This window comes from Halorussus rarus, assembly GCF_003369835.1.
In the GTDB taxonomy this organism is placed as follows: Archaea; Halobacteriota; Halobacteria; order Halobacteriales; family Haladaptataceae; genus Halorussus; species Halorussus rarus.
Map to the genome: position 1 here is coordinate 231,287 of NZ_QPMJ01000001.1, position 18,935 is coordinate 250,221.

Consider the following 18,935-nt stretch of genomic DNA (forward strand, 5'->3'; position numbering starts at 1 on the left):
CCGAAGACGGATAGCGAAACCGTGCTACCGACTGCAGATAAGAGAGCGACCCGAGTCCGTCACTCGGTCCGCGAGACGCTCACGGACTCGTCGGTGTCGACGGGGTCGTACCCGTCCTGTTCGTCACCGTCAGCCTCGGCCGCAGGGGCACCGACGTCCGCGTCGCCGCCGTTCGCGTCGACCCGGAAGTCCTCCAGCATCTCCATCAGTTCGTCGGCCTGCCGGGCGAGGTGGTCGGCGCTCTCGGTGACCTCCGACACCGCCGCGGACTGCTCCTGGGTCGCGGCCGCGACCTGCTCGGCCTCGTCGGCCGACTCCTCGCTGAGCCGGGTCACGTCGTCCATCATCGAGACGACCTCCTCGGTCGAGGCGGCCTGCTCGTCGGTCGCGGAGTTGATCTGCTGGATGCCGACCGCGGTCTCCTCGACGTTCTCGACGATGGCCTCCAGCGACTCCTGGGCCTCGTCGACCGCGTCGACGCCGTCGGCGACCTGCGACTGGGTCGCCCGGATGTCGGCGACCGCCTCGTCGGTCTCGTCCTGGATCTCCTCGATCTGGTCCTCGATGTCGTCGACCGCCTCCTTGGACTCCTCGGCCAGCGCCTTGATCTCGTCGGCGACCACCGCGAACCCGTCGCTGTCGCCGTCGGCGGCCGCGGCCTCGATGTTGGCGTTGAGCGCGAGCAGGTTGGTCTGGTCGGCGATGTCCCGGATGAGGTCGACGATCTCGCCGATGCGCTCCATCTCCGACTGGAGGCCGTCGATCTGCTCGACGGTGGCCTCGGTCTCGGTCTCGACCGCGCGCATCGTCTCGATGGCCTCCCGGGCGGCCTCGCGGCCGTCCTCGCCGAGTTCCTCGGTGCTCTCGGCGGCCTGGGCCACCTCGTCGGCCGAGGCCGCGACCTCCTCGATGGTCGCCGAGAGGGTGCTGATCTCGCTCGAGGTGGTGTCCAGGTTCTCCTGCTGGTCGCGGGCGCCCGCCGAGAGCTGCTGGCTCGCCTGGCTGACCTGGGTGCTCGAGTCCTCGATGTCCGCGGTCCGGGCGGTGACCTGCTCGCTCGCGCTGGCCACGCTCTCGGCGAACGTCCGGACGTCGCCGACCGTGGCCTCGAGCTCGGCCATCATCGCGTTGAACTCCCGGGCGATCTGCTCCATCGCCTCGCTCTCGGCGTCGGCGTCCATCCGGCGGGTCAGGTCGCCGTCGGCGGCCGCCTCCATCACGCCGCTGAACGCCTCGGCCTCCCGGACCAGCGACTCGGAGAGCGCCTCGGCCTCCTGCTTGGCGGCCTCGGCCTCGTCGCGGGCCCGCTTGACGTCGGTGACCATCGTCTCGAGGTCCTCGCCCATCCGGTCGAGCGCGTCGCCGAACGTCCCGGGCACGTCCTCGTCGAGCACCGGGTCGTCGAACTCCTGGGCGGCCAGCGCGCCCGCCTGGTCGGCCACGGTGTTGAGGTACGACCGCATCGACCCGAACGAGTCGAACAGCGACCCCATCTCGTCGACCCGCCGCGAGTCGGGGAGGTCGACGTCGAGCTCGCCCCGGGCGATGGCGTCGGCCTTCGCCGCGAGCATGTCGAGCGACTTGGCGGTCTGGCGGCCGATGGTGACGGCGACCAGCCCCAGGCCGACCAGCATCACGACCAGCAGGCCGCCGATGTTCCGGCTCACCTGGGTCTGGAGCGCGTAGGCCTGCTGCTTCGGGACGTGGTACGTGAGCACCCAGTCGGTCCCGATGACCGGCGCTGTGGCCATCACGTACCGCCCGTCGGCCATCCCGGTCTGGGCCGAGACGGTGCCGAAGCCGGTGGTCCCCTCGAAGCCGGCCGCCACCCCGTCGGGCAGGTCGCCGTCCTGCCCGTAGGAGTCCAGCAGGTTCCCGTTCCGGTTGTCGAGCACGACCGTGCCCTCGGCGTTGACCACCTTGATGTCCCCGGTGGCGATGGGGGAGTTGAAGCCCCGCGAGCGCTTCTCCAGCGACGCGGTGAGCACGAGGGTCCGGGCGTCGCCGACGGGCGTGAGGAACGCAACGACCGGCCCCGCGTCGGTCTCGTACGGCGCGGAGACGCTGACGCTCCCGGTCGGCAGCGCGGTGAGGTTGGCGGCCCACGGCGCGCCGTCGGCGGTGACGGTCGAGCCGACGACGGCGTCGTCGGTGCTCTCGACCACGGTCGCGCTGCTGGTGTCGAGGTAGTGTATCGACTGGACGTCGCCGGGTAGCTCGACCAGCCGACGCTCCAGGGTGGTCCCGACCGCGCTCTGGTCGTCGGCCGCGACCGACGAGGCGATGAACGACGTCGTCGACTTCTTCTTGGTCACCCAGCTCCGGACCGCCTCGGACTCCTCGTGAGCGATGCCGGTGATCCGGGCCTCGGTGTCGTCCTGGACGAGCCCCTTGGTGTCGAAGTGGATGAACAGGCCGATGGCCCCGACCAGCACGACCACCAGTATCAGCACGAGGTTGAACTTCGCGGCGTAGCTCCGGCGGACCCGGTTCGGCAGCCGCCGCTCGAGCCACCGGGCGGGGGCGCCGAGCCGGTCGCGGAGTCCCTTCCGGTCGGCCATGTCAGTTCTCCCTCCCGGCGAAGAACGAGGTCTTCACCAGTTCGAGGTCCTCGACCGTCCCGGCCCGGACTCGCTGGATGACGTAGGGGTTGAGCGGCTCGAGGTTCGCGTTGAGGTCGACGCTGCTCGACGCACCCTCGTAGTTGACCTCGCGACCGGCCGCCAGCAGCTTCTTCGCGCGGCCGAACTCGCCGACGGTGACGGTGTGGCCCCGGCCGCCCGACACCGCCCGCAGGTTCGTCGCGACCGCCTCGGGCGTCGCCTCGCCCGCCCGTTCGACCGCCAGCGCCTGCAGGAACAGCGCGTCGTAGGCGTGCTGGGTGTAGGCGGGCAGCGGCGCGATGTCGTCGAGCTTCCGGGCGAGCTTCTGAGCGCCGGTCGACCGCCGGGACGCCATCGTCGCGCCGTAGAGGCCGTCGTAGTAGCGCGGCGGCGAACTCGGGATGAGCCCCGCGCTCAGCACCCAGTCGCCCGCGTAATCGCTGCCGACGCCCGCCCGGAGCACGCCCTGCGTGCTGCCGGGCGAGCTCACGAGCGCGACGGCGTCGGGGTCGTCGCTCGTGACCTCGGCGATGGTGTCGCCGTAGGCGTCGGCGCCCGGGTCGAACGGCACCTCCGCGGTCACGCTCCCGTCGACCGCGTCGGCCACCTCGCGGGCGAGGCTGTTGCCGAAGGCGTTGTTCTGGTAGAGGATGCCCACCTCCTCCGCGCCCACGTGCTTGGCGTCGTTGAGCGCCTTGGCCATCACGAACGCCTGCTGGATGTCGTTGGGCGCGGTCCGGCCGACGTACTTGGTGTCGCCGACGTAGCCCCGACTGGCGAGCGCCGGCGTCGTGCTCGACGGGCTCACCTGCGCCACGGGGTTGTCGCTCACGAACGCCGCGAGCGCGAGCGACACGTCGCTGACCAGCGCGCCGACGAACCCGACGGCGCCCGCCTCGAGGAGCGCCCGGCACTGCTCGACCGCGGCCTCGCCGTCGACCTCGCTGTCGCGCGCGAGCAGTTCGACGTCGCGGTCGAGCGGGCCGCCCGCCGACCGGACGTCGGCGACCGCGGCCTCCACCGCGCGCGTGTGGCTCTCGCCGAGGTCGCCGAGCAGTCCGTCGGCCGAGAGCGGCAGGATAGAGCCGAAGGTGACCGTCCCGCCGCCGCGGAGCCGTCCGGCGCAGCCGGCGAGCGCACCGACGCCGGCGAGCGCCGCCCCGCTCCGGACGAGGTAGGACCGTCGAGAGTAACTGGAATCCATCGGTCGGAAATTCAAAAATCGTATTTATATTCATTCCGGTACGACCGCCAAGAAGTAAGAGGGCTTATACTTGTGCGGTCGACCGGCTTCGACGCCGAGGTCGAATCGGCGGTGCTCGGCCGGTAGCAAGCGCGTCCGAGTCGCCCGGAATGGAACCGCCTTACGACGCCGCGAGGAAGAAGATGAGCAGGCTGACCGCCATCGCGGCCAGCACGACGGTCGCCGCCAGCGCCGCGCCCATCGAGATGACCGCGTTGGCGTGGCTGGCGAGCGTCTCGGTCCGGTCGTTGCCGAACACCGTCACCTCCGCCCGCTCGCTGGCCATCCCCGCCTCGACCGGTTCGACGTCCGCGGCCGCCTCGGCGGCGAGGCGCTCGACGACCGCGAGCAGGTCGTCGGCGTCGATGGCCTCCCCGACCTGGTTCGAGGCCTCGACCTGGTTGACGATGTGGGTGTCGGTGGTCATCACCTCGGCCTCGTCGGCGGCGGGGATCGCCGCCCCGTCGGCCGCCACGGCCGCCGCGTCCTCCGCCGCGACCTCGTCGGGGGCGTCTGCGTCGCCCTCGTCGGTGAGCCGGGCCACGATGCGGTCGCGCAGGCCGGGCTCCATGTTGTTGCCGTCGACGAGGACGTAGACGGTGCGGTGGTCCCCGACCTCCAGCACCGAGACACGGACCCCGAGCGGCCCGATGCCGTCTCGGGGCTCCCACTCGGTCTCGTCCCACGCGACGCCGAGCCGCATCGGGGCCTGCTCGGCGTCGGCGAGCCGGCCGCCCGACTCGGCGGCGGCCTGCATCATGTCGAACGAGCGCTCGCTGCCCGGGTAGACGTGGCCGAGGTCCGGGCCCTCCAGCCCGTTGTTGCAGTTGTGGGCGTCGACCAGCATCACGTCGTCGACGCCGGCCGACCGGGCCTCCGCGGCGGCCGAGAGCCCGACCGCGTACTCGACGTCGTCGGCGAACTCCGGCGAGTAGGTCGCGACCAGCAGCGCGTCGTCGCCGAACGCCTGGCCGACCACCTTGGCGTCGCCCTCCTGCACGCGGATCGAGGGCGTTGCGGTGTCGTGGTACTCGATGTTCGCGAACGCCTCGTCGGCGGTCGCGATGAGCTCGTCGACCTCGCGCTCGGTGACGAGGTTGAAGTCGTGGCCCGCCGTGGCGTGGGGCGGGAAGGCGACGCCCTCGGCCGATTCGGCCACGCGCTGGGGGAGGTTGCCCCCGCCGATCTCGCCCATCGGCCCGGGGTGTATCATCGGCAGAACGAACCGGGCCTTCTCGGTGGCGCCATCGGAACCCTCCGCGTTCCGATTGCTCGCCGAGGTCCCCTCGGCGGTGTCCTTCCGGCGGAACGCCAGCACCGTGACCGGCACCACCGCCTCCTCGCCGATGTCCTCGAAGAACCCCTCGAGCTCGTTGGTACCCTCCGCGATGTGGCCGATGAACCCCCGGATGAAGTCGAGGACGCTCACGTCGAGGCTCCGCTTCCACGGCCGGTCGATGAACTTGACGAACGCCCAGACCGCGACGCCGTAGACGAGACACATCAACCCGAGGAGCGCGAAGTCCTGGACCTCGATGACGTTGAGCGCTCGCGGGGCCTCCTCGACCCGGTTGAAGAACACCTCGACGAGCGGCCCGCCGCCGACGTGGAGGTACTTCATCGTCCCGCTGTAGATGAAGAACAGCAGGGCGGCCGCGCCGGTCTGGAGGCTGGCGGGCACCGCGGCCGTGAGCACCGGCGTGCCCGAGACCGCCATGACGACCAGCAGCCGGAGCGCGAACACCGAGGCCAGCCCGACGATGAGCGTGTCGAAGACGAACTGCTGGCCGAGTCTGGCCGACAGGACGGCCACCGCGCCCGCGCCCGCCATGATGGCGACGATGACGGCCTCGCAGGTCAGCGCCAGCAGCGACGACCGGTTGTACGTGAGCTGGCCGCCCAGGCGGCGGTCGACCGGCGTGGTCAGCAGGCTGGCGACGACCGTCGGGACGCCGATGAAGAACACGCCCTGCCACGCGTCCTCCAGCACGAACCCCGCGTCGAACGCGCCCACCCCCGCGACCGCGGCGATGAGCAGCGCGAACGCCACGCTGGCGTACCACCGCGGCGCGCGGAAGATGAACCGCGAGAGGGAGGCGAGGTCGCCCTGCGTCGCTGTCATACTCGGGTCTTTCGGTCGGGAGGGATAAAAGGTGCTACTCCCGTTCGGTCGAATCGACCGACGGCTCGCCGCCGTCGTGCGATTCGCCCCCCGCGTTCGGGTCGAACGCGTCCGAGACGGCGAACTGCGTGACCTCGATGTCGTCGACGTCGCCGCCGAGGACGTCGGGGAGGGTCTCCATCCAGTCCCGGTAGTGGTCGGTCTCGCCGTGGGCGTCGAGCGCGGCCCGGTCCTCGTACCGCTCGAAGAACCGGACGACGTTGGGGTCGTCGAGGTCGGTGGTCGCGTGGTAGTCGACTACCCCGTCCTCGGCCCGTGACTGCTCGGCCAGAGTTCGGACGCGTTCGAGCGCCTCCTCGCGCCGGTCGGAGTCGATGGGGACGGCGGCGTGCACCACTATCATCGTCAGTCCCGTCACGGGCGGAAGACAAAAAGGTTAGTCAGCGTAGGTGACGCGGACGAGAGCCGCCCCGTCAGCCTACTCGCAGATCGCGACGAAGTTCTCGAACACTTCCTCGCCCTCGGCGGTGTGGGCGACCTCGGGGTGCCACTGGACGCCGTAGCGGTCCCGGTCGGGGTCGCTCATCGCCTCGACGCCGCAGACGTCGCTGGTCGCGGTGCGGGCGAACCCCTCCGGGACCGCCTTGACCTCGTCGGCGTGGCTGGCCCAGACGCGGGTCTCGGGCGCGAGCGAGCCGACGAGCGGGTCCTCGTCGTCCAGCACGTCGACGGTCACGTCGGCGTAGCCGCCGTAGTCGCCCTCGCCGACCTCGCCGTCGAGGACGTGCGCGATGGCCTGCATGCCCAGACAGATGCCGAGGACCGGGACGTCGAGGTCGAGGTAGTCGGCGCAGTTGCCGATGTCGTCGATGCTCGGGCCGCCCGAGAGGACGAGGCCGTCGGCCTCTATCTCCTCGGCCGGCGTCGTGTTGTCGACGATCTCGGTGTCGACGCCCATGTCCCGGAGCGCGCGATGTTCGAGGTGCGTGAACTGCCCGTGGTTGTCCACCACGACGATGCGGGTCATTGGAGAGTCGTAGTCAGCAGGCCCACAAAAGGCGTTCGATGCCAGGGAACCGCCGGCGCCCGGAGAGTCCGACACCGCGCCCGACCCCGCCGCTCACTCGCCGAGCGCCTCGGGGTCGAACCGCCGGTTCTCGCCGCGCCACTCCTCGCGGTCGGTCTCGTCGCGGGTGTCGAGGTACACCTCCAGGCCGTTCCCGTCGGGGTCCTCGAAGTACAGCGCCTTGCTGATGCGGTGGTCGACCGGCGAGACCTCGACGCCGCGCTCGCGGAGGCGGCGGTGCGTCTCGCGGAGCGCGTCGGCGTCGTCGACCTCGAACGCGGCGTGGTAGAGGCCGACCCCGCGGCCCGGCCCCGGCGCATCGTCTCCCACCCCTTGGAGCGCGACGTCGTGGTGGTGGTCGCCGTACGAGAGGAACGCGTACCGCCCGGCGCGCTCGACCGCATCGAGGCCGAGCACCTCGCGGTAGAACTCGACCGCGCGGTCGACGTCCCGGACCTTGAGGTGGACGTGACCGAGCTCGGTAGGGTGGCTCATACGGGCGACTTCGGCCGTAGGGACCAAATACGGGCGGGTGTCGGCGAGACCGGCCACGATTCGCCCGGTACTCGGTCGCAGGACGCGACTCGGTCGCGGGACCCGCTTCGCGTCCCTCACTCGGGGTGCGGGTCGTACCCCTCGCCGACGGCGACCCGGAGCGCGCCCGGTCGGACGTCGATGGTCACGCGCTCGAACTCCCGGATCTCGCCGTCGAGGCTGAAGGTCACCGACTCGCCGTCCCGGTGCTCGAAGTCGAGTCGCCTGGCGTGGCCCTCCGTGACGTGGGGCGTGTCCCGCTCGAGGGCCCGCTGCTCGACGTACTCGACCAGCGCGTCGCTCGCGGGCAGTTCCTCGATGACGGTGACCGCCAGCAGGCCGTCCTCGGCGTCGGCCTGTCCCCCGGCTCCGGCGAACTTCCGGACGTTGCCCACCAGAATCGCGGCGGCCTCGCCCGACCACTCGACCTCGTCGCCGTCGGTGACCGCGTCGATGCGGACGCGGAGGCCGTCGAACGCCAGCGCCTCCTCGACGCCCGCGACGACGAACGCGACCGGGCCGAGGCTGTTCTTGCGGTCGTGGGTCGCCGCGGCGCTGGCGTCGGCGGGCAGCCCGGCGATGGCCGACAGCACGAACGGCTCGTCGCCCGCCATCCCGAGGTCGAGCCGCCGCACGTCGCCGCGGTCGGCCGCGTCGAACCCGTCTTCGAGCGACCGGATGCTCAGGTCCTCGGCGAAGAAGTTCTCGGTTCCCGCGGGGACGACGCACATCGTGACGTCGTCGAGGGCCTCGGCCCGGACGAGCCCGGCCACCGCCTCGTGGAGCGTGCCGTCGCCGCCGCAGACCGCCAACAGCTCCGCGCCGCCGTCGGCGGCGTCCTCCGCGAGGTCGACGGCGTGGCCCGCGCGTTCGGTCTCGACGACCGCGAATCCGCGGTCGGCGGCGAGACTGCGGACGCGCTCGACGTGTCCGCCGCCCCCGCTCGTGGGATTCAGGATCAGCCGGCGCGGGCCCGCCTCGCCGTCCGGCGCGTCGCGGTCCATGCGATTCCCTACGGGCCGGTCGCGTAAATGCTCGGAGGCCGGAGTATCCCGGCGTCAGACCGGTCTACCTTCGGACCGGTCGGCGACTGCGCTCCACGACCGGCTCGCCGAGGTGAAGGCGGCCTACGACCCGGAGGACGTGTTCCGGGACCACCAGAACGTGACGCCGGGCGAGTGATGTGCGACGAGCGTTGCGACTCCGCGGCCGGCGTCGAAAGAACACCGCAAGGTACCCCTACCCGCGGTATTTCATCGAATCAAAGAGGCCAGTAATATGTTTTGTGGTGTCCGACGCCGCGGCGTCGCGTCGACCCGAGATCGCCGAGTGAGAAGCGCAACTGGCGGCCGGCCTCACCCGCGTCCTCGTTTCAATCCGCGTCCGTGTCCGTGTCCGCGTCCTCGGCCTCGGCGAACAGGTCGTCGACGGCCGACCGGGCCGTCAGCGCGGCGTCCTCGGCGATCTGCTCCTCGTTCGGGGCGTCGGGCGCGTTGAGGTAGACGTCCACGTCGAGGATGCCGTCCTCGAACTCGACGGTCACGTCGACGTCCGTGACCGCCGATTTCTTCAGCCGCGAGAAAATCAGCCCTTCGGCCGCTTCGGCGGCCGTGCGGACGATCTCGTCGTCGCTCGGCATCTACGCGCCGCCGGGGCCGCCGCCCATGCCCGGTCCCTGCGGGCCGCCGGGGCCGCCACCGCCGCCGAGCATGTTCTGGAGCTCCGACTGGAGGCTCTCGAACTGCTCCTGGACGCGCTCCTCCTGCTTCTCGAGGGTCTCGACCCGGATCTCGAGGCTGTCGACCTTCTCATCGAGGTCGTCCTGGGCCTGGTCGAAGTCGGTCTTGACGAGCAGCTCGCCGACCTCGCGGTACATCGTGGTGTCCTCGTCGATGTCGTCGAGCTCGTCGAGCGCGGTCTGGGCCTCGTTCAGCTGGGTCTCGGCCTGGTTCTTCTGGACGGCGACCTGCTGTGCGGTCTCCTGGAGGTCCTGAAGCTCCTCGAGCTTCTCCTGTGCTTCCGGTGGCAGATTACCCTGCATACCTCGGACGACGGGGGCCGGACAGAAAAACCCCCGCTTTCGGTCCGCGGACCGCGTCGACCGACGGCGCCGGGTCTCGGCGGTCTCGCGACTCCTCGCGGGGCTACCCGAGTGCGGTCGTCCGCTCGGCGACCTCGACCAGCGACCCCCACGTGTTGCACCCGGCGCGGAGCGCCACGAGGTCGTCGGCGACGACCCGGACCGCGACCGTGCGTTCGTCGCGGTCGACGACCGCGGCCGAGCGGTCGCCGTCGATCTCGCCGACCTCCTGGGCCACGGCCCGGGCGACCGCTCGGGCCCGCGCGGGCGACTCGTACTCGAATCGGAGCGTCGCGTCGTGGGGACGGCGCGCCGCGTCGGCCGACGCGTCGCTCGCCGGGGGAGTCGCGTCTCGAGACGGGTCGTCGGCGCCGCGGGGTCGGTCGCCCATGGAGAAGAGGTCCGCAGTTACAGCACGTCGATTTCCTTCACGTCGCGGCTGCGCTCCTTCAGGAGGACGCGGTGCCCGCAGTACGGACACCGGACGCCGCCGTACTCGTCAAGTTCGACGTCGCGTTTGCACCGCGAGCACTTGTAGCTCATTCGTCGTCTTCACCGAGGGCGGCGCGGATGGAGCGCGTGACCGTCCGGCCAGCGGGCGTCTCGGGGCGGTAGGTGCCGCCGGCGTACTTGTAGCCGCAGCGCCCGCACTGCCAGATGCCGGTGCCCTGCCGGCCCACGTCGTCGGCGCCGCACTCGGGACAGGCGTGGTCGTCGTTCATGTCGCTCTCGATCTCGGCGACGCGCTTGCGGGCGACCCGCCCGTATCGCGCCCCGAAGCGGCCGGCGCTGCCGGTTCGGCTCTGGGTGTTTTCGGCCATAGTACTGCGAATTTACGCCGGGTCGCTGATAAAGCCTTTGAGTCGAGACGGCCGTCGGGCTCCCTGCGACCCGCCGCGCGCGGCGGCGTCACTCCCCGTCGCCGCCGGTCGGCGGATTGAACAGCTCGTGGCCGATGACCGCGAGCGAGGCCACCATCCCCGCGATGGCCCCCGGCAGCCCCGTGAACTGGCCGACCAGCACCCCTCCCCCGGAGAGCAGCGGGATGAGCGCGAGGACCGCGTCGTAGTGGCTGACCATTGCGTAATTATATCTAATTACCAGGGTCAAGAAGGTTGGGGCCTTCGGTTGGCAGACCTCGTCACCCCGTCGCTCACCACGGCGGCGGCCCTCAAAGTCATGCGGTGCCTAACCGGGTGCATGGCCGACCGATACCGGTCAACCGCGGCCTACCGTCTCGTCGGTGTCCGTCCTACCGTCTCGCCGGGTCGCGTTTCGGACGGCTCGCCCGTCCAGCCCGTCGCTCCCGCGCCCGACCGTGTTTCCGGCCCCGACTACGGCTCCGGGTCCGGCCACTGCCGCCCGGCTACTGCAGGTCGGCCTCGGCGAGCGCGTCGTTGAGGTCGGCCCGGACCCGCTCGCCGCGCTCGCGGTCCATCGCGGTCGTGACGACCCGGTTCTCCTGGACGCTCGACCCGTCGCGGAGCAACAATCGGACGTTGCCGTTCTCGTCGGCCCGGGTGGCCTTCGCCCGGACGCCGGTCCGGCTCCCCGACCCGCCGGCGTCGATGGGGCCCGGGATGATCTTCTTGACGTGCGGGTGGCTCGCGACGGTCTGGACCGCCTTCCGGCCGGCCCGGTCGCCGATGAGCGTCGAGTGGCTGCCGCCCAGCTTCTCGGCGGGCGCGGCGTCGACGACCTCCAGCGCGCGGTCGCCCCGGCGCGCGAGCACCGCCTCGACCGGGTCCTCGTCGTCGCCGACCCGGTAGAACGAGTAGTGGAGCTGGTCGCGGGTCGCCCGGAGCACGTCGCGGTCGCCCGCGGCGTACACCTCCTCGGGGCGCTTGCGCCGGACCTCGTCGGCGACCCGGCCCGCGAAGTTCCGGAGCTCGACCACGCCGGCCTCCCCGCCGTCCTCGGGCGTGGTCGTCACGTGGCTCTCGCCGACGACCGTCTCGTCGTCGAGCATCGTCAGCGTCGCGCGGTCGCGGGCGAGGTCCAGCACCACGGTGTCGCAGTTCGGCTCCCGACAGACAAGGCAGTAGTCGCCCGGTCGCTCGAGCGGGGAGGCGCACTGCCGACACTCCATTACCGTCCCTAACCCGGGTGCGGATTTAATCCCAATGCTTTCGTCCGCCGGCGGTCGGGTGAAGACGGTCCGGGGGTCGGTCGGCGACTACCGTCGTTCCGCTCGACGCGTCGCGTCACCGCTCGGTCAGGTCGGTCTCGGTCGCGCCCGTGGCTTCGACGCCCAGCAGTTCGGTCCCGCAGTTCTGGCAGTAGCTCGCGTCCGGCGCGACCGACGCGCCGCACTCCGGACAACTGGTGCCCTCGCGCAGGACCCGGCGCTGGGAGTCGTTGAGGTACTTGTACCCGCCGTAGACCAGGTTGACGAGGCCGAACGACCACCAGCCCGTCAGGAGTGCGAGTATCAGGTGGACGCCGAGGCTGCCGACGTTGCGCTTGACCATGACGACCCGCTCGGGGGTCTCGGACTCGATGCGCCAGCCGCGGGCGATGAGGTCGTCGATCTCCCGCTGGAGGCTCTCGGATCGGTTGGCGTAGCTCATTCCGACTTCGATACGACGGCGTCGGGGATATGGTTTGAGGTTGTCGTCACTCCTCGGCGGCGTCGGTTCGAGGCGTCCCTCACTCCTCGACGGGGTCGGTCTTCAGGAACTCCCGGAGCACGACGGTCGCGTACGACCCCTTCGGGAGCGCGAAGTCGAACGTCAGCGCCCCGTCGTCCGGGTCGCCGTCGTCCGACTCGCCTGCGCTTCCGGTCCCGCGTTCGACGTCGAGGTCGGTCCGGACCAGGATCGCCCGCCGGGTCCCGGTCGAGTGGAACTCGCCCGGAAGGTCGAAGTCCGCCGGCGCGAGGTCGAGGTCGTCCAGCACCTCGCGCTCGACGTCGCCGGGCTCGCCGTCGGCCAGTTCTGTCTCGGTCCCGACCAGCGGCGCGGTCACGAACGCCCGGCCGCGCTCGCAGTGGCGCGCGACCGTCTCGACCCGCCGGTCCGTGACGCGCTGCTCGCGGTCGGGGTCCGGCAGGGCGACGTCGCCGACCGTCTCGGCGAAGCAGGCCACGTCGCCCGCGACGGGACGGTCGAATGGCAGTCCCCGCTCCAGGCGTTCGCTCAGGATGCGGTTGAAGGCGTACGACTGGGCGGCGTTGACGAACAGGCGCTGGAGGTTCGAGGGGACCGCTTCCAGCGCGGTCCGGAACTCCGCGGGGGAGTCGCCGCCCGATTCGACGAGGGCGTTCAGCATCGCGCGCTCGAACCCGAGTCGCCGGGGCGTGGCGTCCAGGGCGGCCTGCCAGTCCCGGTCGTCGAAGGCGTCGGCCACCTCCCGGCGGGCGCGCTGGCTGTCCTCGGGTTCGGTCTCGTATGGGTTGGCGACGTACTGCCTGACGGCCTCCTCCCACTCGCCGCGGACGACCCGGAGGCCGACCTCGTGGGTGACCGGTCGGCGACTGCCGAACCGCTGCTGGCCGAAGTAGTTGGGGACGCCGACGGTCCCCGCTGTGGAGTCCCCGCCGAACGCCGCCAGCTCCTCGCGAATCGGCTCGGCGTTCTCGGGGCGCTCGGGGTTTCGGACGACGATCTCGAACTCGTTGCCCGCGAGGTCGCCGAACTGGAGGCCGCGGCCGGCCCGCCCGACCACTTCGACGTCGGCGTCGTAGATCGACACGTCCGCGAGATCCGCGGCGTCGACCTTCCGGAGGGTGAACAGCTGGGTCGTGACCGCGTACTTGTCCTTGGTGCCGGCCCACGAGACCCGCTCGCGGCTGATGCCCAGCGCGTCCGAGAGGCGCTTGGCGAAGTCGTTGGTGTCCCACTCCCGGAGGGTGGCCCGGACCACCAGGAAGGGGTACGAGCCGGGGTCGGCGTCGGCGGGCTCGGCGCCGAACCGCTCGACCTCCCGGACCCGGAAGTCCTCGGGCGACTCGCGGAGGCGGCCGCCGACGCCGTCCGCGTCGCTGACGAAGAAAGCGATGCCGACCGCCCGCTCGACTGGGTGCGCCTCGCGCATTCGTGTCGGGGTTGGGGGTCGGGTCGCTTGTATCTGACTTCCTGCGATGAACAACGCGTACGTGAACCAGGCGGGAGGCGGAACGACGAACCGCAACAGAAGTACGAACCAACGAGCACGAATGGAGGAAGAACGCCCAGAAAGCCCCCGCCCGGTCGCGGTCGCTCAGCGACATATCGGCGCTCTCCGCACCGCCCGCGCCGATAGAGGTCGCTGAGGCGACTACAATGAACGCGACCGGGCGGCCCCTTTCATCCACCCCACGGCACCGCAACCGCAGTCCTCGACCCTCCCCAGCCTCCTGCGCTTCTCGGCCTACGGCCTGCGATGCTCGTCCCTCGCGGGGCGAAGGCGCGACACGAGGTCGCGCCAGCACGCGCCACTGGCGGAGTCTTCCACGAGCGACGACGAATCGACCGAACCACCGCGGGCGGGACTGAAAGGGGCCGCGGGCTCGCGTTTACCTGGTCGTCTCGGCGACCCCTATCCGAGGCGAACCGAAGGTGAGCCGAGGATATGTCGGCGAGCGACCGCGAGCCCGCGGGGGCTTTCGGAAACCTCGTTCCTGCTATGGTCGTTGCTGACGACGTCGAGGCACTCGCTCCCCCGATTCCCAGCCAAACAGACTCCAGAACTCAGTACAGCGACAGATGCCCGGTCACCTTGTCCACCAGGTCGTCGTCGGCCGGGCCGACCGCCAGCGCAGTGACCGTGCCCGGGTCGAGCTGGGTGTGGCCGGCGTCCCGGACGACCGCGTGGGGCAGCCCCTCGGCGCGGGCCTTCTCGGCGAGTTCGAAAATCTCGCTCTCGCCGTCGGCCTTCAGGACGACCTTCTTCTGGCCTTCCCCCTTCCACCGCTTGCGCGCCTTGCTCCCGGTGTCCTCGTAGGCCGACAGCGCGGCGTGGGCGACCTGGGCGGCCAGCTTCCCCTGGCCCATGCCGATGTCCGTGCGGGCGACGATGGCCTGCTTCATGGGTCGAACTGCGCCGGCGGCGCGTATAGACCTGATGATGGCCGGTCCGGCCGCTGGGGCGGACCGCCACGCTTTACCTCTCTCCACCCACTGCTTCGACTATGATACTCTCGGACGCCGACATCCTCGACCGGATGGCGGCCGGCGACCTCGTGGTCGAACCGCTCGACGACCCCGACCTCCAGATACAGCCCGCGAGCGTCGACCTCCGGCTGGGTCGGGAGTTCCTGGAGTTCCAGCGCACCAACATCCCCTGCATCCACCCGACCAGCGACGAGGAGGTCTCGGAGTACGTCACCGAGACCACGGTCGACGAGGGCGACGACTTCATCCTCCACCCCGGCGACTTCGTGCTCGGCACCACGAGGGAGCGCGTCGAGATCCCGGCCGACCTCATCGCCCACGTCGAGGGCCGGTCGTCGCTGGGCCGGCTGGCGGTCGTGGTCCACGCCACCGCGGGCCTCTGCGACCCGGGCTACCGGGGCCAGATCACGCTCGAACTGTCGAACCTCGGCACCGCGCCGGTCGCGCTCGAACCCGGGATGCGGGTCTCGCAGCTCACGTTCACCGAACTCAAGTCGCCCGCCGACCGGCCCTACGGCGAGGAGCGCGGCTCGAAGTACCAGGGCCAGTCGGGCCCGCAGGCCTCCCGCATCCAGAGCGACCACGAGTTCGGCGGCGACCAGAAGGGGAAATCGGCCGATCCCGAGGAGACCGACCGATGAGGTTCGCCGAGGAGATCGTCGTCGAGGAGTTCCTCCCGACCGTCCGGTCGATGCTGGCCGAGGACCTGCGGGACCGCGGGCTCACCCAGAGCGAGGTCGCCGACCTGCTGGGTATCAGCCAGAGCGCGGTCTCGAAGTACGCCAACGGCGAGGTCGAGCGCAACGACCGGTTCCTGAACGACGAGCGCGTCCGGAACCTCGTCGCCCGCCTGGGCGAGGGGCTGGCCGAGGGGACGATGAGCCGGGTCGAGGCGCTCATCGAGATCGAGGTGCTCGTCCGGCGGCTCGAGGACCGCGACGTCATCGCCGAGCTCCACGAGCTCCAGATGCCCGAGCTCTCGGGCCACGGCGGGGACTTCAACGTCCACGACCCCGAGGGCGACCTCCGGACGACCGAGCGGGTCCGGTCGTCGCTCCGCCGGGGGCTCACCCTGGTCGAGAGCACCAGCGGGTTCGCCTCGCTCATCCCGGCGGTCGGGTCGAACCTCTGTCAGGCCACGCCCGACGCCGACGGCATCGACGACGTGGCGGGCGTCCCCGGCCGCATCTTCGACGTGAAGGGCCAGGCCGCCATCCCCGCCGAGCCCGAGTTCGGCGTGAGCGAGCACGTCGCCTCCATCCTGCTGTCGGCCCGCCGGCACGGCAGCGACGCGCTGGCGGCACTCAACATCCGCTACGACCCCGACATCGTGGCCGCGCTCGAGGACGCCGGCTTCGCCACCGTCGAGTTCGACGCCGAGTACGACGACCTCGACGCGGTCGTCGGCGCGGCCCTCGAGGAGCGGCCGGACGCGACCGTGCTCTACCACACCGGCGGCTACGGCATCGAACCCATCGTCTACCTGCTCGGCGACGACGCCGAGGCGGTCGTGAACGCGGCCCGGAACCTGCTCTGAGCCGGCGCGTCTCCGGACTCCATTTCCCCCGACGGCCTACTCCTCCGGCCGGGTCCCCAGCAGCACCTCGCCGTCCTCGATCTCGTCTATCCAGCCGGACTTGAGCGCGTAGGCGTCCTCGTCGGCCTCGTGGCTCCCCCAGTCGAGTTTCGCCTTCAGCTCCTCGGCCAAGCTGGGGTCGGGTTCGACGTAGGCGGTACCCTCGCGAACCTCGGTGACGACGCCGATCTTCTCGCGGTCGGCGTCGAACACGGACGCGCCCTCGTCGGCTTCGGTGAACTCCATGGCGCAGGATTCGTCGCCCTCGGGGAAAGCGGCTACGGCCTCCGGACTCGACGGAGCACCCTAAAAATCTAGTTTTCTGACGGGAAAGAAATGGGCCCCCGCCGATCCCGTCTACGCCGAGACGTCGAGGACGATCCGGTCGTCGGTGATGTCGGCGATGCTCTCGTCGTGGACCGCGTAGGTCTCCTCGTCGATACCGCCCTGCGGGAGCCGGGTCTGCATCTCCTCGACGGTCGACTCGTCGGCCCGGACGTGGGCCGCGCCGTGGTGGACGTCCACGACGGTCCCCACCCGCGTCCCCTCGCGGTCCACGACGGCCTTGTCCACGTCCTCCTCCGTGAGTGCGACTGTCATGCGCCGGTAGTACGGCGTCGTCACCCTTCACGCCACCGGCCGACCGGCTTCGTCGCCGTCGGCGGGCGCGTCGTTCTCGCGTCCGCGGCGGTGGCCCTTCGCGGTGGAGGTCGACCCCATCGTTTGTCCGCGGCGGTGGCCCTTCGCGGTGGAGGTCGACCCCATCGTTTTGTCGCCGGCCGTCGTAGGCTCCGGCATGGCGACCGACGCGACGGCGGCGGCACAGCGGTTCTACGGGCGGTGGGCCGACCTCTACGACGTGCTCGCGCGTTCGACGCCCGGCCTCGGACGGCTCCGGGCCCGGGTCGCGGACGCGCTGGCGCTCGACCCCGGCGACACCGTGGTCGAGATGGGCTGTGGCACGGGGGCGAACTTCCCGCACCTCCGCGAGCGGGTCGGCCCGGAGGGCCGGGTCGTCGGCGTGGACTTCACGCAGGGGATGTTGGTGCGGGCCCGCGACCGCATCGACCGCGAGGGCTGGCGGAACGTCCACTGCGTCCGGGGCGACGCCACGAGCGTCGCGTTCCGCGAGCCGCCCGACGCGGTGCTCGCCACCTTCGTCGTGGGGATGCTCGGCGACCCCGCGGCCGAGGTGAACCGGTGGGCCGACACGGTCGCGCCGGGCGGCCGCCTCGCGCTGCTCGACGCCGCCCAGACCACGCGGTGGTTCGGCTGGCCGGTGAACCGGGCGTTCCGCGGGCTGGTCGTCGCCTCCTCGCCGAGCGGCGTCGACGCCTACGAGGCGCCGCCGTGGACGGTGCTTGACGGCCGGGTCGCGGCCGCCCGGCGCGCGCTCCGGGAGCGGGCCGCCGCCACCACTCACGAGGAGCACGCGCTCGGGGTGGTGCGACTCACCGCCGGCCGGATCGAATAGGGCGGCGGGGTTCGGCGATGGCCGAGGCCGCACCGCCCAGAAGGGTGTCCAGTTTGGGGGTAGTGGTGGGGGATACCAGCCCCGGACGACGGATACTGACAGTCTGAATCGCGACGTCGCCGAGTAACGCGTGACCTCCCACCAAGGTAAACGGGCCCATCCGACAGGGTCACCTGTCAGAGCCGGCGCTGGCGTGCGAACAGGCCCCACGAACTTCCGGGTCGCCGCACGACTACCTGACTCGCTTCTCGGCTATCTGGACGTCGCACGCTTCGCACGACGCGACGACGACGTTCACCGGCGGTTGGCAACACGACTCGACGGTCTCCTCGTCCCGAACGAGCGCGGCCCCGCAGGCGGGACAGTCGCGCCGGAGCGCCCGGAGCGTCGCGAGGGCGTCGAGGCGGTCGTCGACGCCCAGGTCGTCCCACGACGGCCGGCCCGCCAGTACGCTGCCGGCCGCCGCGTCGGCGACGAGGGCCGGCTCCGAGGGCCACTGGACCAGTCGCTCGCCGCTGACGAAGAACTGGGCGGGTCCCACGGCCGAGACGTCGTCGGTTTCGACGCCGAGGGCAGCGGCGACCGCCTCTCGTTCCACGTCGGCGGCGTCGATGTCGTCGACGACGTCGTTCCACGCGCGCCGGAACTCGGGGGCGAGTCGCCGGTCCCCGCCGGCGTCCCGGTCGACCGCCCCGAACCGGTCGAGGGGGTCGGCCTCCCCCGACGGACCGGCCGGTGCGAGGTCGCTCGGCGCGCGGTCGACCGAACTCGGCGCCTTGCCGAACAGGTCGAGCACCGACGCGGGGAGGTACCGCTCGGTCAGCGCCGGCGTCCCCGGGACGAGGTAGCCCCGGAGGTAGACGACGAGCGCACTCGCCGCGAACGCCGCCGCCCCGACGACGGGCGAGACGACGGCGAGGGCGGCGCTCGCGATACCCGCGAGGAGCAGATTCACCAGCGTGCACGGGGCACACCGGTTCTCCCCCGTGTACGCCGGTTGGCGCACCGTCTCGAAGAGTCGCTCGATCCCCACGTGACGAATTAGATATGGGGTTCTCGAACTAATAACTGGGGCGTTCGTCTCAGTACGGAGTCACGTCATCGAACGGTGACGACGGCCCTTAAAAAGATTCCAGACAATAAT

Annotated in this window: 25 protein-coding genes; 4 read left to right on the forward strand and 21 right to left on the reverse strand. The window is 71.1% G+C overall.

All coding sequences use genetic code 11. The annotated features are described in order from the left end of the window. Positions 1 to 59 precede the first annotated feature (59 nt). The 7 genes from DVR07_RS01230 to DVR07_RS01260 all read right to left on the reverse strand — a co-directional run bounded on the left by DVR07_RS01230 (position 60) and on the right by DVR07_RS01260 (position 8,572). On the reverse strand, positions 60 to 2,561 hold the full coding sequence (locus tag DVR07_RS01230) for a methyl-accepting chemotaxis protein (protein WP_115794963.1): 2,502 nt from the start codon (positions 2,559 to 2,561) through the stop codon (positions 60 to 62). 1 nt (position 2,562) lies between these two features. Further along, positions 2,563 to 3,807 (reverse strand): ABC transporter substrate-binding protein, encoded by a 1,245-nt coding sequence (locus DVR07_RS01235; protein ID WP_115794964.1) that lies wholly within the window; start codon positions 3,805 to 3,807, stop codon positions 2,563 to 2,565. A 160-nt stretch (positions 3,808 to 3,967) separates the two neighbouring features. Beyond that, entirely contained in the window at positions 3,968 to 5,968 is a 2,001-nt protein-coding gene (locus tag DVR07_RS01240) for a DUF2070 family protein (RefSeq protein WP_115794965.1), read from the reverse strand. A gap of 34 nt (positions 5,969 to 6,002) precedes the next feature. Beyond that, positions 6,003 to 6,371 (reverse strand): putative quinol monooxygenase, encoded by a 369-nt coding sequence (locus tag DVR07_RS01245; protein ID WP_115794966.1) that lies wholly within the window; start codon positions 6,369 to 6,371, stop codon positions 6,003 to 6,005. A gap of 75 nt (positions 6,372 to 6,446) precedes the next feature. Next, positions 6,447 to 6,995, reverse strand: coding sequence for a GMP synthase subunit A (locus DVR07_RS01250; RefSeq protein ID WP_115794967.1), 549 nt, complete (start codon positions 6,993 to 6,995; stop codon positions 6,447 to 6,449). Positions 6,996 to 7,088: 93 nt separating this feature from the next. Then, the gene (locus tag DVR07_RS01255) at positions 7,089 to 7,529 is read right to left on the reverse strand and encodes a VOC family protein (protein WP_115794968.1); all 441 of its coding nucleotides are present in this window, start codon (positions 7,527 to 7,529) and stop codon (positions 7,089 to 7,091) included. 116 nt (positions 7,530 to 7,645) lie between these two features. Next, positions 7,646 to 8,572, reverse strand: coding sequence for a diacylglycerol/lipid kinase family protein (locus tag DVR07_RS01260; RefSeq protein ID WP_115794969.1), 927 nt, complete (start codon positions 8,570 to 8,572; stop codon positions 7,646 to 7,648). Here DVR07_RS01260 and DVR07_RS01265 point away from each other — a divergent pair. Beyond that, positions 8,571 to 8,750, forward strand: a complete 180-nt coding sequence (locus DVR07_RS01265; protein ID WP_115794970.1) for a BBE domain-containing protein — start codon at positions 8,571 to 8,573, stop codon at positions 8,748 to 8,750. The genes DVR07_RS01260 and DVR07_RS01265 overlap by 2 nt on opposite strands. 190 nt (positions 8,751 to 8,940) lie before the next feature. Here DVR07_RS01265 and DVR07_RS01270 read toward each other — a convergent pair whose 3' ends face one another. From DVR07_RS01270 to pth2, 10 genes are all read right to left on the reverse strand, one after another. Beyond that, on the reverse strand, positions 8,941 to 9,207 hold the full coding sequence (locus DVR07_RS01270) for a DUF3194 domain-containing protein (protein WP_115794971.1): 267 nt from the start codon (positions 9,205 to 9,207) through the stop codon (positions 8,941 to 8,943). Next, positions 9,208 to 9,609: a prefoldin subunit beta gene (locus DVR07_RS01275; RefSeq protein WP_115794972.1), complete on the reverse strand. Its 402-nt coding sequence runs from the start codon at positions 9,607 to 9,609 to the stop codon at positions 9,208 to 9,210. It abuts the gene before it with no gap. A 103-nt stretch (positions 9,610 to 9,712) separates the two neighbouring features. Then, complete coding sequence (locus tag DVR07_RS01280; protein WP_115794973.1) at positions 9,713 to 10,039, reverse strand: KEOPS complex subunit Pcc1; 327 nt, start codon at positions 10,037 to 10,039, stop codon at positions 9,713 to 9,715. Between the two features lie 17 nt (positions 10,040 to 10,056). Further along, on the reverse strand, positions 10,057 to 10,191 hold the full coding sequence (locus DVR07_RS01285; RefSeq protein ID WP_115794974.1) for a DNA-directed RNA polymerase subunit P: 135 nt from the start codon (positions 10,189 to 10,191) through the stop codon (positions 10,057 to 10,059). Further along, positions 10,188 to 10,469, reverse strand: coding sequence for a 50S ribosomal protein L37ae (locus tag DVR07_RS01290; RefSeq protein ID WP_115794975.1), 282 nt, complete (start codon positions 10,467 to 10,469; stop codon positions 10,188 to 10,190). Before DVR07_RS01290 ends, DVR07_RS01285 begins: the two co-directional genes overlap by 4 nt. Positions 10,470 to 10,557: 88 nt before the next feature. Next, on the reverse strand, positions 10,558 to 10,728 hold the full coding sequence (locus tag DVR07_RS21925; RefSeq protein ID WP_165881716.1) for a hypothetical protein: 171 nt from the start codon (positions 10,726 to 10,728) through the stop codon (positions 10,558 to 10,560). A gap of 286 nt (positions 10,729 to 11,014) precedes the next feature. Beyond that, positions 11,015 to 11,737: a DUF2103 domain-containing protein gene (locus DVR07_RS01295; protein ID WP_115794976.1), complete on the reverse strand. Its 723-nt coding sequence runs from the start codon at positions 11,735 to 11,737 to the stop codon at positions 11,015 to 11,017. A 115-nt stretch (positions 11,738 to 11,852) separates the two neighbouring features. Beyond that, positions 11,853 to 12,218: a zinc ribbon domain-containing protein gene (locus DVR07_RS01300; RefSeq protein WP_115794977.1), complete on the reverse strand. Its 366-nt coding sequence runs from the start codon at positions 12,216 to 12,218 to the stop codon at positions 11,853 to 11,855. Positions 12,219 to 12,297: 79 nt separating this feature from the next. Then, a complete protein-coding gene (gene truD, locus DVR07_RS01305) occupies positions 12,298 to 13,683 on the reverse strand; it encodes a tRNA pseudouridine(13) synthase TruD (protein ID WP_115794978.1) in 1,386 nt (461 codons plus the stop codon). 635 nt (positions 13,684 to 14,318) lie between these two features. Then, entirely contained in the window at positions 14,319 to 14,657 is a 339-nt protein-coding gene (pth2, locus tag DVR07_RS01310; RefSeq protein ID WP_115794979.1) for a peptidyl-tRNA hydrolase Pth2, read from the reverse strand. A gap of 101 nt (positions 14,658 to 14,758) precedes the next feature. On the opposite strand from pth2, the gene dcd reads away from it, so the two are divergent. Together dcd and DVR07_RS01320 are read left to right on the forward strand one after the other, a co-directional pair. Further along, positions 14,759 to 15,382, forward strand: a complete 624-nt coding sequence (dcd, locus tag DVR07_RS01315; protein ID WP_115794980.1) for a dCTP deaminase — start codon at positions 14,759 to 14,761, stop codon at positions 15,380 to 15,382. Beyond that, a complete protein-coding gene (locus DVR07_RS01320; RefSeq protein WP_115794981.1) occupies positions 15,379 to 16,278 on the forward strand; it encodes a thiamine-phosphate synthase family protein in 900 nt (299 codons plus the stop codon). The genes dcd and DVR07_RS01320 overlap by 4 nt, the downstream gene beginning before the upstream one ends. A gap of 36 nt (positions 16,279 to 16,314) precedes the next feature. Here DVR07_RS01320 and DVR07_RS01325 read toward each other — a convergent pair whose 3' ends face one another. The 3 genes from DVR07_RS01325 to DVR07_RS21275 form a co-directional block, all read right to left on the reverse strand. After that, on the reverse strand, positions 16,315 to 16,563 hold the full coding sequence (locus tag DVR07_RS01325) for a PRC-barrel domain containing protein (RefSeq protein WP_115794982.1): 249 nt from the start codon (positions 16,561 to 16,563) through the stop codon (positions 16,315 to 16,317). Between the two features lie 111 nt (positions 16,564 to 16,674). Further along, positions 16,675 to 16,917: a PRC-barrel domain containing protein gene (locus DVR07_RS01330; protein WP_115796270.1), complete on the reverse strand. Its 243-nt coding sequence runs from the start codon at positions 16,915 to 16,917 to the stop codon at positions 16,675 to 16,677. A 27-nt stretch (positions 16,918 to 16,944) separates the two neighbouring features. Beyond that, positions 16,945 to 17,115, reverse strand: coding sequence for a hypothetical protein (locus DVR07_RS21275; RefSeq protein WP_162829396.1), 171 nt, complete (start codon positions 17,113 to 17,115; stop codon positions 16,945 to 16,947). On the opposite strand from DVR07_RS21275, the gene DVR07_RS01335 reads away from it, so the two are divergent. Then, positions 17,114 to 17,791 (forward strand): class I SAM-dependent methyltransferase, encoded by a 678-nt coding sequence (locus DVR07_RS01335; protein ID WP_115794983.1) that lies wholly within the window; start codon positions 17,114 to 17,116, stop codon positions 17,789 to 17,791. The genes DVR07_RS21275 and DVR07_RS01335 overlap by 2 nt on opposite strands. 232 nt (positions 17,792 to 18,023) lie before the next feature. Here DVR07_RS01335 and DVR07_RS01340 read toward each other — a convergent pair whose 3' ends face one another. Then, positions 18,024 to 18,824 carry a hypothetical protein gene (locus DVR07_RS01340; RefSeq protein ID WP_115794984.1) on the reverse strand — a complete coding sequence of 267 codons (801 nt, stop codon included), beginning with the start codon at positions 18,822 to 18,824 and terminating at the stop codon, positions 18,024 to 18,026. Positions 18,825 to 18,935: the final 111 nt, after the last annotated feature.